The 14,164-nt window shown below is 66.3% G+C and carries 12 protein-coding genes; 5 read left to right on the top strand and 7 right to left on the bottom strand.

Going from position 1 to position 14,164, the window contains the following annotated elements; translation table 11 throughout:
* Positions 1 to 66: 66 nt before the first annotated feature.
* Entirely contained in the window at positions 67 to 1,275 is a 1,209-nt protein-coding gene (locus tag AC5Y5E_RS29210; protein WP_499907318.1) for a Fic family protein, read from the top strand.
* 35 nt (positions 1,276 to 1,310) lie between these two features.
* On the opposite strand, the gene AC5Y5E_RS29205 is transcribed toward AC5Y5E_RS29210, so the two are convergent.
* From AC5Y5E_RS29205 to AC5Y5E_RS29195, 3 genes are all read right to left on the bottom strand, one after another.
* A complete protein-coding gene (locus AC5Y5E_RS29205) occupies positions 1,311 to 2,042 on the bottom strand; it encodes a sirohydrochlorin chelatase (protein ID WP_499907316.1) in 732 nt (243 codons plus the stop codon).
* Positions 2,043 to 2,109: 67 nt separating this feature from the next.
* Positions 2,110 to 2,853, bottom strand: coding sequence for a phosphoadenylyl-sulfate reductase (locus AC5Y5E_RS29200; protein WP_499907314.1), 744 nt, complete (start codon positions 2,851 to 2,853; stop codon positions 2,110 to 2,112).
* Complete coding sequence (locus tag AC5Y5E_RS29195) at positions 2,850 to 4,517, bottom strand: nitrite/sulfite reductase (RefSeq protein ID WP_499907312.1); 1,668 nt, start codon at positions 4,515 to 4,517, stop codon at positions 2,850 to 2,852. The genes AC5Y5E_RS29200 and AC5Y5E_RS29195 overlap by 4 nt, the downstream gene beginning before the upstream one ends.
* 27 nt (positions 4,518 to 4,544) lie before the next feature.
* Here AC5Y5E_RS29195 and AC5Y5E_RS29190 point away from each other — a divergent pair, with 27 nt between their 5' ends.
* A complete protein-coding gene (locus AC5Y5E_RS29190; RefSeq protein WP_499907529.1) occupies positions 4,545 to 4,667 on the top strand; it encodes a hypothetical protein in 123 nt (40 codons plus the stop codon).
* On the opposite strand, the gene AC5Y5E_RS29185 is transcribed toward AC5Y5E_RS29190, so the two are convergent.
* A complete protein-coding gene (locus AC5Y5E_RS29185; protein WP_499907519.1) occupies positions 4,627 to 4,734 on the bottom strand; it encodes an Ms4527A family Cys-rich leader peptide in 108 nt (35 codons plus the stop codon). The genes AC5Y5E_RS29190 and AC5Y5E_RS29185 overlap by 41 nt on opposite strands.
* A 209-nt stretch (positions 4,735 to 4,943) precedes the next feature.
* On the opposite strand from AC5Y5E_RS29185, the gene hemW reads away from it, so the two are divergent.
* Positions 4,944 to 6,116 (top strand): radical SAM family heme chaperone HemW, encoded by a 1,173-nt coding sequence (hemW, locus tag AC5Y5E_RS29180; protein WP_499907310.1) that lies wholly within the window; start codon positions 4,944 to 4,946, stop codon positions 6,114 to 6,116.
* Between the two features lie 14 nt (positions 6,117 to 6,130).
* On the opposite strand, the gene AC5Y5E_RS29175 is transcribed toward hemW, so the two are convergent.
* Complete coding sequence (locus AC5Y5E_RS29175) at positions 6,131 to 7,954, bottom strand: SulP family inorganic anion transporter (protein ID WP_499907308.1); 1,824 nt, start codon at positions 7,952 to 7,954, stop codon at positions 6,131 to 6,133.
* Between the two features lie 344 nt (positions 7,955 to 8,298).
* Positions 8,299 to 9,534 carry a sodium-dependent bicarbonate transport family permease gene (locus AC5Y5E_RS29170; protein WP_499907306.1) on the bottom strand — a complete coding sequence of 412 codons (1,236 nt, stop codon included), beginning with the start codon at positions 9,532 to 9,534 and terminating at the stop codon, positions 8,299 to 8,301.
* A gap of 355 nt (positions 9,535 to 9,889) precedes the next feature.
* Here AC5Y5E_RS29170 and AC5Y5E_RS29165 point away from each other — a divergent pair, with 355 nt between their 5' ends.
* Entirely contained in the window at positions 9,890 to 11,239 is a 1,350-nt protein-coding gene (locus tag AC5Y5E_RS29165; protein ID WP_499907304.1) for a salicylate synthase, read from the top strand.
* A gap of 178 nt (positions 11,240 to 11,417) precedes the next feature.
* Complete coding sequence (locus AC5Y5E_RS29160) at positions 11,418 to 12,434, top strand: acyl-ACP desaturase (protein WP_499907302.1); 1,017 nt, start codon at positions 11,418 to 11,420, stop codon at positions 12,432 to 12,434.
* An 18-nt stretch (positions 12,435 to 12,452) separates the two neighbouring features.
* On the opposite strand, the gene AC5Y5E_RS29155 is transcribed toward AC5Y5E_RS29160, so the two are convergent.
* Positions 12,453 to 14,096, bottom strand: a complete 1,644-nt coding sequence (locus AC5Y5E_RS29155; protein ID WP_499907300.1) for a (2,3-dihydroxybenzoyl)adenylate synthase — start codon at positions 14,094 to 14,096, stop codon at positions 12,453 to 12,455.
* Positions 14,097 to 14,164: the final 68 nt, after the last annotated feature.

The raw sequence follows: 14,164 nt of genomic DNA, 5'->3' as shown, positions 1-14,164 counted from the left end.
ACGAAACTGATAACAACGGGAAGGCTTATTATCATTTAGCGATCTAAGTGATGATAAAATTACTCCATGTCATCCGTTAGTTCGGGCACAGCAGTGGGATACGAAACCCTTATCTGGCGTACGCCCACCGAGGCGCGCTACCAGCGTTCCGGCCTGCGCGCCGCCCAGCGCCAGTCCGGTGAGTACCAGGCCGCCATCCCTGCCGAGATTGCCAACCTCAACGTTAGCCTGCCGCCTGAGGTTCTCGCCGACGCCGAGGAGGCCGGTCAGGAGATCGCGCGGTTCGACACAGAACTAGGGGGCGAGATCGCCCCATTCGCCTCCGTGCTGCTCCGGACAGAATCAGCCGCCAGCTCTAAAATCGAGAACTTGACGGCATCCGCGCGCGCGATCGCCGAAGCCGAAACGCTGGGAAATTCCAAGCGCCGCAACGCTTCGATGATCGTCGCCAACACCAAGGCGATGCAAGCGGCCATCGACCTAGCCGACCAGATCAGCGACGAGGCCATTCTCGCCATGCATTACGCGCTGATGCATGAGAGTGAACCGAGCATCGCCGGCAAATGGCGCACCGAGCAGGTATGGGTCGGCGGAGGCAACTTCGGCCCGCGCGGCGCCGATTTCATTGCGCCGCACCAGGACCGTGTCCCTGGTGCCATTGATGATCTGATCCGATTTGCCAAGCGCAGTGGTATAGCGATCCTTCCGCAAATCGCAATTGCGCACGCACAATTCGAAACCATCCACCCGTTCCCCGACGGCAACGGGCGGACCGGCAGAGCCTTGGTCCAGTCGATGTTGCGCAACAAGCGGTTAGTTCGTCAGGTCACGGTGCCGGTGTCGGCGGGCCTGCTGGTGGACACCAATGCGTACTTCCAGGCGTTAACCGCTTATCGCGGAGGCGATCCTGCCCCGATAGTCGAGAAAATGTCGGAGGCATCGATCCTGGCTGTCGTCAATGGTCGACACCTGGTGGATGATCTGCAAACGATCAGAGGGCGGTGGGAATCGAAGATCACCGCCCGCCGGAACTCGGCCGTGCACCGGGTGGCGGACCTGCTCATCAAACGCCCAGTGATTAACGCCCAACTGGTCAGCGATCAACTGAACATCGCGATCAGCAACGTCTACCGATACTTGGACCCGCTTGCTGAGGCCAAGATAATCGTCGAGTTCACCGACCAGGCCCGTAATCGGGCCTGGCGCGCACCCGAAGTTCTCGGCGCGCTAGATGCCTTCGCGGAGCGTGCCGGCCGTCGAGCGCTGCTCTCGTGACGTTGGCGAGGCAGCGTGCCTGGTCGACTCAAATCTTAGGCGGCGATCCGGTCGGCTCGAGTCCTGCGGGCCCGGTCGAAGCGATCCAGCACCGTCTCGGCCACCAGCCGGTGCGCGCCCAACGGTGCCGCCAACTCGATGCCGGCGTAGTCGGCGAACCTCCGCACCCGGTCCGGCAGCACCCCCGGCGCCAGGAACCACGGGGCGATGACCACCCGTCGGGCGCCCTGCCGCCGCAACCGGCCGGCGGCCTCGGCCAGCGACGGTTGCGGACGGGTCACGAACGCCGTCGTCGCCCCCGCCCAGCCGGTGCCCGCCAGCAGGCGGGGCGCCACCTGCCGAGTCCGCGCGTTGGCCATCGGGTCGGACGACCCGATCGCCGCCACGAGCACGCCGACCCGCTCGTCGTGCGGGGAGACGCCCAAGTCCGTAACCCGCTGCCGCAGCAGCGAGATCAGGCGTGGATCCTCGCCCAGCACATCCGTTTGGGCGACGTCGACACGCGAGTCGGCGATCTGGGCCGGGATGTCGATGCGGGCGTGGTAGGCGTCGGCCAGCAGCAACGGGGTGACCACCGCCTCGCCCCGCAGGCCGCCGAGCACGTCGGCCAGGCTGGGGGCGTTCAGCTCGCAAAAGGCCAGCCGCACGTCCAGGCCGGGCCGTAGGCGCGCCACCCGGTGTGCGACGGCCCGCGCGTTGGCGGCCGAGCGTGGATCCTCGCTGCCGTGCGCGGTGAGGACCAAGGTCATGGCGCCGCTTCTCCTCATCGCTTCGTCCCCCTCGCCGCTTCGCGGCTGGGGGCGCCCCCGCTGCATCGTCGCCGGCGCAGGCCGGTCACGACGCGTGCAACCCGCATTCCGTTTTGGCGTGCCCCTGCCAGCGCCCGCTGCGCGGGTCGGCGCCTTCGGCCGGCTTGGCGGTGCAGGGGGCGCAACCGATCGACGGATAGCCGTCGTAGACAAGGGGATTGACCAGCACGTCATGCTCGTCGATGTAGTTCTGCATGTCGTCGTCGGTCCACGTCGCGAGCGGGTTGATCTTCACCAGCTTGTAGCCCTCGTCGAAGCTGATCATCGGCGCGTTGGCCCGGGTCGGTGAGTCGCTGCGGCGTAGCCCGGTCACCCACGCCGAGTAGCCGCGCAGGGCCTTACCGAGCGGCGCCACTTTCCGCAGCCGGCAGCACTCGCCCGGGTCGCGCGCGAACAGGTCCTTGCCCATCAGCCTGTCCTGCTCGGCCACGGTGTGCTCGGGCGTGACGTTGACCACCCGGATGTCGTAGACCGACTCGATGGCGTCCCGGGTGCCGATGGTCTCCACGAAGTGGTAGCCGGTGTCCAGGAACATCACCGGCACGCCCGGGCGCACCGTGGCGGCCAGATCGATCAGCACGGCCTCCTGCATGCTGGACGCCACGACGTAGTTGCACGTCGCCCAGCCGCGCGGCCCGTTGACGCCGCCGAAGTTCTCGTCGGTCCAGCGCAGCAGCTCGGTGGCGCTGGCGCCCTCGAGTTCGGCGGCGCCCCGCGCCGCCAACTGGCGCAGTTGGGCTTCCGTCGGAATCGTCAGCTCTCCGTTCAACGCAAATCGCCTTCCTCGGCGCGAACGACCCACTGCGCGAATCGCTCACCGTCGCTTCGGTGCTTGATGAAGTTGCGTACCACTCGCTCGATGTAGTCACCCAGCTCGTCGCTGGTGACCTTGTGCTGACGCAGTTTTCGGCCGAAACCGCTGTCCAGGCCGAGGCTGCCGCCCAGATGCACCTGGAAGCCCTCGACCGAGTTGCCGTCACCGTCGTCGACCATCTGACCCTTGAACCCGATGTCGGCGACTTGAATCCGCGCGCACGAGTTGGGGCAGCCGTTGATGTTGACCGTGATCGGCACGTCCAGGCGGGAGTTGATGTCTTCGAGGCGACGCTCCAACTCCGGCACCAACGACTGTGCCCGCACCCGGGTTTCAGCGAAGGACAGCTTGCAGAATTCAATCCCGGTGCACGCCATCAGGTTTCGGCGCCAATGTGAAGGCCGCGACTGCAACCCCAGCGCCTCGAGGCCGGCGACGAAATCGTCGAGCTTCTCGTCGGCGATGTCGAGGATGACCAGCTTCTGATACGGGGTGAACCTAATGCGGTCGGATCCGGCCCGCTCGGCCAGGTCGGCCACCGCGGCCAGGATGGTGCCGGACACCCGCCCCGCGATCGGGGCGACCCCGACGGCGTTGAGGCCATTCTTGAGCCGCTGCACCCCGACATGGTCGATCGGATGCGCGACCGGCTCGGGCGCCGGGCCGTCGATCAGGGGGCGCTTGAGGTACTCGGTCTCGAGAACCTCCCTGAACTTTTCTATGCCCCAGTCCTTGATCAGGAATTTGAGCCGCGCCTTGGCACGCAGCCGCCGGTAGCCGTAATCGCGGAACACTGAAGTGACCGCCGCCCAGACCTCGGGCACGTCTTCCAACGGAACCCAGGCGCCGACCCGCTGACCCAGCATCGGGTTCGTCGACAGGCCGCCGCCGACCCACAGGTCCAGGCCGGGGCCGTGTTCGGGGTGGTTGACGCCGATGAACGCGATGTCGTTGACCTCGTGGACGACGTCCTGCAGGCCCGAGATGGCGGTTTTGTACTTGCGCGGCAGGTCGGCGAAGTCGGGCTTGCCGATGTAGCGGCGCACGATCTCGTCGATCGCCCAGGTGGGGTCGAGCACCTCGTCCAGCGATTCGCCGGCCAGCGGCGAGCCCAAAATCACGCGCGGGCAGTCGCCACACGCCTCGGCGGTCTGCAGGCCGACCGCGTCGAGCCGCCGCCAGATCTCGGGGACGTTCTCCACCTCGATCCAGTGGTATTGCACGTTCTCCCGATCGGAGATGTCGGCGGTGTCGCGGGCGAACTCGATCGAGATCTGTCCGAGCGTGCGCAGGGCAGCGGCCGACAGCGCGCCACCGTCGCAGCGCACGCGCATCATGAAGTACCTGGCCTCGAGCGTGTCCAGGTTCTCGTCGCCGGTCCAGCTGCCGTCGTAACCCTGCTCACGCTGGGTGTACAGGCCCCACCAGCGCATTCGGCCGCGCAGGTCGTTCTTCTCGATGCTGTCGAAGCCTTCTTTGGCGTAGATGTTCTCGATGCGTTCCCGGACCTCAAGTGGCGGACCGGCCTGCTTGAACTCTTCGTTGGCGTTGAGCGGCTCGCGATTCCCGAGCGCCCACTGGCCCTCGTCGCGAGCCTTCGCGGGACGGGCTGTGGTCATCGGATCTCCTTCGCGAACATCGCAGGCTTGGACGCGCAGCACACCGCTTTTATTTCGGCTGCGCAGATCCGGCAGCCAGCTGAGTTACTGGTGGGGCGGGTCTACGGCATCAAGGCAGACAGCGACAACAACAGCTGCAAACGCGCTTGAGATCAATGTGCCGCCGAGCCACGAGGGCGATACGCAGGCTGCGGTTGGCGACGGTCACGCCCGCCATTGTGCCATGGCCTGCGATGGGCTTTGTCGTCAGGTCATATTTTGCCTCACGCTGACCCAAAGTACGGAGCGTCCCTGGACGCCCGGGCATACGCAGCCGCTAATCGTCTGGGAATGGTCGCGCCGTGATCGGTCGCCCCTTTACCGCGGGTGACCTGCCTCGATCCATCTCCCTGGCCGCCGCGGGCCGGCGCCATGGGAAAATTCGGCATGACCCTTCGCGAGGCCACAGTGGAGCTGCCCGCAGTGCGGCCCAACCCCGGGCAGCCGTTCGGGTTGTACCTGCACGTCCCGTTCTGCATAACCCGCTGCGGATATTGCGACTTCAACACCTACACCCCGGCCGAGCTGGGCGGCGTCAACCCCGACGCCTGGCTGGAGGCGCTGGGAACGGAGCTGCGGCTGGCGGCCGCGCGGCTGGGCGGACCGACCGTGAGCACCGTGTTCGTCGGCGGCGGCACGCCTTCGCTGCTGGGTGGCGCGCGCGTCGCCAAGCTGCTGGACATGGTGCGGGATAACTTTGCTCTCGCGCCGAATGCCGAGGTCACCGCCGAGGCCAACCCGGAGTCGGCCTGGCCGGACTTTTTCGCGGCGATCCGCGCGGCGGGGTTCACCCGGGTGTCGCTCGGCATGCAGTCGGTGTCGCCGCGGGTGCTCGGCGTCCTCGATCGGATCCACACGCCGAACCGATCGGCGGCCGCGGCCCGCGAGGCGCTGGCCGAGGGTTTCGAGCACGTCAGCCTCGACCTGATCTACGGGACGCCGGGGGAGTCCGACGACGACCTGCTGCGCTCCGTCGACACCGCGATCGACACCGGCGTCGACCATGTGTCCGCGTACGCCCTGGTGGTCGAGGAGGGGACCGCGCTGGCGCGGCGGGTGCGGCGCGGGGAGCTGGCGGCTCCCGACGACGACGTGCTGGCGCACCGCTACGAATTGGTCGACGCCCGGCTCTCCGGGGCCGGGCTGTCGTGGTACGAGGTCTCCAACTGGTGCCGACCCGGCGGTGAGTGCCGGCACAATCTCGGTTACTGGGACGGCGGCCAGTGGTGGGGTGCGGGGCCGGGCGCCCATGGTTATGTCGGCGCGACGCGCTGGTGGAATGTCAAGCACCCCAACGCCTATGCCGAGAAGTTGGCCGCCGGCGAACTGCCGGTCTCCGGTTTCGAGCAGTTGGACACCGACGCGCTGCACACCGAGGAGGTGCTGCTGAAAACCCGGCTGCGTCAAGGCCTTCCGCTGAATCGGTTGACCGCCGCCGAACGCGAGCGCGCCGAAACCTCGGTCGCGGACGGGCTGTTGGTATCCGAGGGCGACAGGCTGGTGCTCACCCCGCGCGGCCGGCTGCTGGCCGACGCGGTGGTGCGCACCCTGCTGGGGTAGTACTCAGTCGGCCGTCAATCCGTGGCCTGAGCGACCCTCAACTCTTGTTCGGCTCGATCCACGGCGGCCATCTTCTCGATATCGATGATGGCCACCTTTTCGATATCCGTGAAGTCGACGTTCGTGACGGCCACCTTGTCGACGGTCGCTATGGCGATCCGCGTGCTCGTCTCATGGCTGGACAGGGACCGCATGTGGTCCCATCCCTCGATCACCAGCCTCGGACTCTGGTCTTCGCCGCTGAACTCCTCGAGGTAATAACGGAGGGACTCACTTGTCGTGTGATCGACCAGAGGGACCCGGGAGCTCAAGTGGAGATACACCGCCCGGGTACCGTCCGGAAGTTGCCCCAGCTCCCGAATCACGTGGAACAGGTTGAAGCACACCAGGGGACCATCCAAGTAGAGGTGGTACGTGCCTTCGTCGACTTGCCGTTCGGACACCGGATTGCGGAAGAGGCTGAGGAAACGCACGGCGAAATTCGGCTTGGCGTCTGCCGACCCGTTGCTCAGGGTGTGCCAGAGGCCGACGTACCAGAGGTTCAAGACCAACTCCAGGGCGACGCCGACGCCGATGCCGATGAGCAGGTCCGTCGTCACAGTCACCAGCAATGTGGTGGCGAAGACGACGAGCTGCTCCGTCCCGATCCGCGCGATCTTGAGCCAGAGCGCGGGCTTACACAGCTTGTAGCCGATGAACACCAGGATGGCGCCCAGGACGGCCATCGGGACCATGTCGATCACGTAGCGGCCGAACAGCAGGAAGGTCAGCAGGAAGCAGGCGTTGTAGAAGTTGGCCCACTGGGTCCGGCCGCCGGCCAGGACGTTCGCCGTGGTCTTGACCATGCCGGGGATGATGGTCAGGCCGCCGAGCATGCTCGAGGCGCCGTTGGACACGCCCATGGCCAGCAACGTCTTGTCCGGGTCGGACCGGCGGCGATAGGGGTCGATGTTGTCCGCGGCCGCTATCGTCGCCAGGGACTCGGTCGCGTCGATCAGGAGCAGGGTGATCACCAGGTAGGCCAGGGGCAGCCACAGTGCGGCATCGCTGAATGCCTCACCGAACTGGGGGAAGACGATCCCGTGTTCGAGCGAGTCGGGAATGTTGATCAGATAGTGCTTGTCCAACTTCAAGATCAGCGTGCTGACCAGCGTGCCGCCCAAGAACACCCAGACCGGGGGCGGCATCACCTTCAGGAGCCGCCAGGGCGCGACCGAGAGCGCGAACAGCGCCGCCAGGCAGCCGATCCCCAGGGCGCAGATCTTGGGGTTCATCGAGTGAACATGGCCGGGCACTTCGCCCAGGACCGCCCAGAATTCGTGGGCTTCGAACTTGACTCCCATGAAGAGGGGGATCTGCTTGACGATGATCATCAGACCGATCGCCGCCAGCATGCCGTGGATGGCCGCGGCCGGGAAAATCGCGCTCAGGCGCGCCACCTTCAACTTGGCCAGGATCACCTGCAGCACGCCCGCGATGGCGATGGCCACCAGGACCAGGGGGTATCCCACGGCGAGCAATTGCGATGTGGAGCCGCCGTGTCCCAGGCGGGCGTGACCCAGTGAGATCATGCCGGCGAATAGTGCCGGCGCCAGTCCCGCGGCCGGACCGCTGATGGTCACATACGAGCCGCCGATGAACGGCAGGATGAAGCCGGCGATGATCGCCGACATGATCCCGCAGATCGGCGGCGCACCCGAAGTCATCGCGATTCCCATAGAGAACGGCAGCGAGATCATGGCTACGGTGAAACCCGACCGAAGGTCGTAACGCCAGTGTTTGAGGCCCGCCAGGCCATTGCGGGGCTTTTCGGCCGCGACGGTTATCGCTTGTACCACGGTCAGCGCCCTCTCGACAACGGTTCGAACATGCGTGGGTCCAATTCATATGGAACTCATGCAGTTTCCTACCCGCGGCATCTGTGGCGGCCTCAGTTAACGCGTCTTTACGAACAATTGACATCACTTTTACGAGCGGTCGACGCGCGGTGTGGTGTCTCGGAAACATCGTGGAAACATCACGTCAACCGCGGGGTGTCTAACCATCCGGCCGGCCCGGCGTGGTTAGGGTTTTTCGTCGGTTCGCACGATCCTGGGCGACGCAGGATCGCATCACAGCCTGGGCACCACAGGCGCGGTGATGCGGGCCCGGTCCCGCGCTCAGCCGTCGGCCCTACCGAAATCTAGAACCAGTGCGCGATCAGGCGGTTGAGCTCGATGTAGAGCGGGATTCCGATGGTCACGTTGTAGGAAAAGGTCAGACCCAGCGATGCCGCTAGCGGCAGGGTCGGACTGGCCTCGGGGATGGCCAGCCGCTGCACGGCCGGAACGGCGATGTACGACGCCGCGCCGCAGAGCACGGCGAACAACACGTAGGTTCCCGGCTTGAAATCGGCGTGGGTGAGCGACGCGTAGGTGTGGGCGACGATAATCCCCAGCGGCGCAAAGATATTCGGTGCCAAGAGGGCGAATGCGATGAAACCGGGGCCCGCCGTTCGAAGGTCTTTCAACTTGCGGGAGGCCGTCATGCCCATCTCGAGCAGGAACAGACACAGCACGCCTTGGAATGCCAATACGAAGAATCTGTCGTCGTCCGCGACGACCTTCTGTCCCTGCAACCCACTGATAAGCCCGATCGCGATGCCACCGAAGAGGAGGACGAGTCCGGGGTTCAGGAACACCTCCTGCAGGAGTTCACGGGAGAACATGGGCATCCTCTTGGCCTTGCCGATCGCTGGACTCTGGTCGGGCTCCCAGGTCGGATGCTCGAGCTTTTCCATTGCGAGCTCCAGCTCCTGTTCGACGGCGCGCTCATGCTCCGCCTCGAGGCTCTGGCCGTGCGGCGGCTTTGCCGCCGTTCCGGGCCCGATGCCGACCTTGACCGGTGGGGTGTACCCGGGCTCGTCGGGCATGTTTCCCGCCGCGTCCATGCCGCGGTGGCGCAGCAGCGCCACGAAGTACAGCGCTACCAGGCAGCCGGGAATCTCCATGACGGCCAGCATGACTGGCATGTAGGGGTTGAACGCGATGCCGACTGCGGCGAGGACGGCCACACAGGTGGCAAACGTTCCGGCCGAATCCGATCCGTAGTAACCGGCGACCGTTGCACGGTCAACCTTTCTCAGGGAGGTCAGCCAGCCCATCAACGCGTAGGCGATCGCGCCGATCAGGAAGTTCAGCACGAAGCCCAGCACCATGAATCCCACGATGACCCCGATGCTCGAGGCGTTGATCTTGGCGAGCTCTTCACCGCCATGCCAACCGATGGCCAGCAGCAGATACATCGTCAGGCCCTGATAGATGACGTACGGGAACTCGAACCGCACCTTGAGGATCGGGATCAGGAACCCGAAGTAGAAGAACAACAGCAGCGGCTTGAACAGGTTGTGGGTGAAGTTTTGCCAAAACTCCTGCAGCATTTGGTGCCTCTCTTCAGTGATCAGGTGATCAGGGAAAGCACCGTCCGCAAGGGGGTCACCACGGACATCCCGATGATCGTGCAAAAATTTAGCCCCGCACTTAAGGGCCCCGCCACTCAGAAATCGCCGGAAATCCCGCGTTTAACGTCAGCGAAACGCAATCGCGGATTCTGCCAAAAGCCAGTGGTCACAGCGGTGCTGGTAGGGGCAGGTGTGGGCCGCTCGGCGTGAATCCTCTGTGACTTTTCTGGGGATTCACTGTGGGGATGGGCGTGGCGGCGCCGAGCGGCGCCTTTCGGCCTCCGTAGGGGTGGGGTTGCGCCGCATTAGATAGGTTAGGCTACATTTACTAACCGTGACCGATGTCAGCGTCGAGACGAGTTCCGCCGGCACCACGTCACCGATTCCGTTGCCTCCCGACACCCACCCGGCTGACCTGGCGGCTCGGCTGGCCGCCACGCTGCCCGAGCGCTCGGGCGAGGAGTACCTCCTCTATGAGCGCGACGGGCAATGGGTCCTGGCCAGCGGTGTGCGCGCGATGATCGAGCTGGACAGCGACGAGCTACGGGTGATCCGCGACGGCACCACGCAGCGGCAACAATGGTCCGCGCGGCCGGGACCCGTGCTGGGTGAAGCCATCGACCGGCTGCTGCTGGAAACCGACCAGCTTTTCGGCTGGGTCGCCTTCGAGTTCGGCGTGTACCGCTACGGGCTGCAGCAGCGCCTGGCCCAGCACACTCCGTTGGCCCGGGTTTTTTGGCCCCGCACCCGCATCGTGGTGAACCGGGAGGCGGTTCATCTTTACGGGGCCGACGTCGCCCACGTCGACGCGGTGCGCGAACTGTTGAGCGACGGCGCCGGGAGCCTGCCGAACGCCCGCTCCATCGACCTGAGCGACGACCCGTCGGGCTACCGCACTCGAGTCGCGGCCGCCGTCCGTGAGATCGCCGAGGGCGAGTACCACAAGGTGATCTTGTCGCGCTGCGTCGAAGTGCCTTTCCCGCTTGACTTCCCGGCCACCTACCGGCTGGGCCGTCGGCACAACACGCCGGTGAGGTCCTTCTTGTTGCGGCTCGGCGGCATGCGCGCCGTGGGTTACAGCCCCGAGCTGGTTGCGGCCGTGCACCACGACGGGACGGTGGTGACCGAACCGCTGGCCGGGACGCGCGCGCTCGGTCGTGGCGCGGCGCATGACCGTCAGGCCCGGGACGAACTGGAGTCGAACTCCAAAGAGATTGTCGAACATGCCATCTCGGTACGCAGCTCGCTGCAGGAGGTGACCGAGATCGCCGAACCGGGGACCTCGGTGGTCAGTGATTTCATGACGGTGCGGGAGCGGGGGAGCGTGCAGCACCTCGGCTCGACGGTCAGCGCCCGCCTGCACGCGTCGAGGGACCGGATGGATGCGCTGGAGGCGCTTTTTCCGGCCGTCACGGCGTCGGGCATCCCGAAGGCGGCCGGCGTCGAGGCCATCCTGCGCCTCGACGAAGGGCCGCGCGGCCTCTATTCCGGTGCGGTCATGATGGTTTCGGCGGACGGCGGCCTGGACGCGGCGCTGACGCTGCGCGCGGCCTACGAATGCGACGGCAGGACGTGGTTGCGCGCCGGCGCGGGCATCATCGAGGAGTCCGAGCCCGAGCGCGAGTTCGAGGAGACCTGCGAAAAGCTGTCGACGCTCGCGCCCTACCTGATCGCCCGGCAATAGCGCCCGACCTGCGGCGGTAAGGCGGTTCGCCCTTGCCGCGCCGCAGTTGTGCGGCAGCTCTCCCTCCCATGGGACTTTCGGCCCTATTTCGGCTCCTCCCGGCGTGTCATCTTGGTGTAACTGGCTGACACACGTAAATTCAGTGTTACTGATCGAAACACATAACTGGGAGGGCTCCGTGTCCGATGCCTTGACCAACTTGCAGTTACTTCGCGAGCTCGAACCCGTGGTCGAGAAGCTGCTCGACCGCCACCTGTCGCTGTTCAAGGAATGGAACCCGCACGACTACATTCCGTGGTCGGACGGCAAGAACTTCTACGCGCTGGACGGCCAGGACTGGGAGCCGGGACAGAGCCAGCTGTCCGATGTGGCGCAGGTCGCGATGGTGCAAAACCTGTTGACCGAGGACAATTTGCCGTCGTATCACCGCGAGATCGCGATGAACTTCACCATGGACGGCCCCTGGGGCCAATGGGTGAACCGCTGGACCGCCGAGGAGAACAGGCACAGCACGGCGCTGCGCGACTACCTGGTCGTCACGCGCGCGGTCGACCCGGTCGAGCTGGAGAAGCTTCGCCTGGAGCAAATGACCCGAGGCTTCAGTCCCGGCCAGAACCACCAGGGCGACATGTTCGCTGAGAGCCTCTTCGACTCGGTCATGTACGTGTCGTTTCAGGAGTTGGCCACCCGCGTCTCGCACCGCAACACCGGCAAAGCCGCCAACGACACGATCGCGGAACAGTTGATGGCCCAGGTGTCGCACGACGAGAACCTGCACATGATCTTCTACCGGGATGTCAGCGCCGCCGGTCTGGACATCGCGCCCAACCAGGCGATGCGTTCGGTGCACCGGATCCTGCGCAACTTCAAGATGCCCGGGTTCACCGTGCCGGAGTTTCGGCGCAAGGCCGTGATCATCGCGGTCGGTGGCGTCTACGACCCGCGCATCCATCTCGACGAGGTGGTCATGCCGGTGTTGAAGAAATGGCGGATCTTCGAGCGCGAGGATTTCACCGGCGAGGCGGCGCGCATGCGCGACGATCTCGGGGTGCTGATCAAGGAACTCGAGGTGGCCAGCGACAAATTCGACGAATCCAAGCAGCGCTACCTCGAGCGCGAGGCCCGCAAGACCGAGCGGATCACCGCCAACAAGGTCCTCAAAACCGAAGGGACGCTGACGCTCAGCGGCCGCTGACCGCGGCCGGAGAGGCGCTTACGGTCCGCCGAGCTGTCGCGCGATCGCCTTCTTGTCGATCTTGCCGATCGGGGTGGTGGGCAGCGCCGCCATCCCGACCAGCATGTCGGGACGCGCGTGGGCGGCCACGCCGCGCGCGTCGAGGTGGGCGTTGAGCTCGGCGAGGGTCAACGGTTGGTGGGCGAAAACGACCGCGGCGCAGATCTTTTCACCCAGATAAGGGTCGGGCAGCGGAACCGCCGCGGCCGAACGGATCGCGGGATGGCCCAGCATGTGCTCTTCGAGGTCGGCCGCCGCGATCGTCTCACCGGCGCGGCAGATGACGTCCTTGATCCGGCCGGTGACCACCAGGTAGCCGTCGTCCCTGCGGCGGACCAGATCGCCGCTGCGGTAGAAGCCGTCGGGATCGAAGCAGCGCTCGTTGTCGCGTTCGGCCCGGAAGTAGCCGTTGAGGGTGTACGGCCCGCGCACCAGCAGCTCGCCCTCTTCGCCCGGTGTCACCGGTTCGCCGGCCCCGTCGACGATGCGCAGTTCGTCGGCCGCGCACAGCGGCCGGCCCTGGGTGTTCTCGACGATTTCCGGCGGATCGTCCAGGCGGGTGTAGCAGAGCAGCCCCTCCGCCATGCCGAACACCTGCTGCACGCCCGGGGTCAACGTGGCGCGCACCAGGCGAGCCTCGGCCGGCTCCAGTCGCGCCCCACCAATCTGCAGGAGCCGCAACGACTTCGGGGTCACCGGCTCCCACTCACAGGCCTGGGCCCACAGCTTGGCCAGCGCCGGCACCAGGGCCGTCACGGTCACGCGGTGGCGCGCGATGGCGGCAAAGGCGGCCTCCGGGCTGGGATCGGTGCCGAACACCGTCGTGGCGCCGACGGACATGGCGCCCAGCAGGCCGGGGCAGGCCAGCGGGAAGTTGTGGCCCGCGGGCAGCACCGCGAGATAGACGTCGTCCGCGGTGAGCCGGCAGACCTCGGCGCTGGCGGTCGCGTTGAACACGTAGTCGTCGTGGGTGCGGGGGATCAGCTTGGGGGTGCCGGTGGTGCCGCCCGAAACCAGCAGCAGGGCAGGCATTCCCGGGTCGGACGCCGGGGCCGGCGGATCGACGGCGTCCTGTTCGCATAGCCGCGCCCACGCCGTGAACTCCCCGGGGTCGCCGTCGACGATCACATGCTTTATCGCCGGGTGCTGCTGGACGAGCTCGTGCCCCATCGCCGGGTAGTCGAAACCGTTTGCGGCGCCGGGTATCACGAGAGCCGTCGCCGCGCTGACCGCGGCGAAGTGGCCCAATTCGGCGGCCCGGTGGCCGGGAAGGCACATCACCGGAACCGCCCCGGCCCGCACGAGCCCGAACAGCGCCGCGGCGAACTCGCGGCCGTTCGGCAGCTGCAGCAGGACCCGGTCGCCTGGCGCGACGCCGAGCCGGCGCAGACCGATCGCCGCGCGGTTGGCCCGCTCGTCGAGTTCGGCGTAGCTGAATCCGGCGTCCGTCCCGGCGTCGATGACGGCGGTCCGGTTCGGCCAGCGCTGCGCCGCGTCGGTGAGGATCGTGTCCAGGGTCCGTCCGGTCCAGTAGCCGGCCGCGCGATAGGCCGCGGCCCGGCCGGCCGGGAACGGCACGAATCCCGCCAAGCCCGCCGCAGGCCGCGTCGTGTTCGGGACCATCTGTCTCCTCGGCTCGGGGGGTGGTAGCGGGCCGCGCAGGGATGAGGATAGGGTAACCAAACAACTTA

Source organism: Mycobacterium sp. NGS54, assembly GCF_059812465.1.
The sequence above is the reverse complement of the archived record's forward strand: the minus strand, read 5'-3'. Positions and strand labels throughout refer to the sequence as shown.

Bases quoted from the DNA above. Each gene is read 5' to 3' on its own strand.
- AC5Y5E_RS29185 (WP_499907519.1), bottom strand. From the start codon at position 4,734: ATGGCGGGCGTGACCGTCGCCAACCGCAGCCTGCGTATCGCCCTCGTG.
- hemW (WP_499907310.1), top strand. From the start codon at position 4,944: ATGACCCTTCGCGAGGCCACAGTGGAGCTGCCCGCAGTGCGGCCCAAC.
- AC5Y5E_RS29155 (WP_499907300.1), bottom strand. From the start codon at position 14,096: ATGGTCCCGAACACGACGCGGCCTGCGGCGGGCTTGGCGGGATTCGTG.
- AC5Y5E_RS29170 (WP_499907306.1), bottom strand. From the start codon at position 9,534: ATGCTGCAGGAGTTTTGGCAAAACTTCACCCACAACCTGTTCAAGCCG.
- AC5Y5E_RS29210 (WP_499907318.1), top strand. From the start codon at position 67: ATGTCATCCGTTAGTTCGGGCACAGCAGTGGGATACGAAACCCTTATC.
- AC5Y5E_RS29195 (WP_499907312.1), bottom strand. From the start codon at position 4,517: ATGACCACAGCCCGTCCCGCGAAGGCTCGCGACGAGGGCCAGTGGGCG.
- AC5Y5E_RS29205 (WP_499907316.1), bottom strand. From the start codon at position 2,042: ATGAGGAGAAGCGGCGCCATGACCTTGGTCCTCACCGCGCACGGCAGC.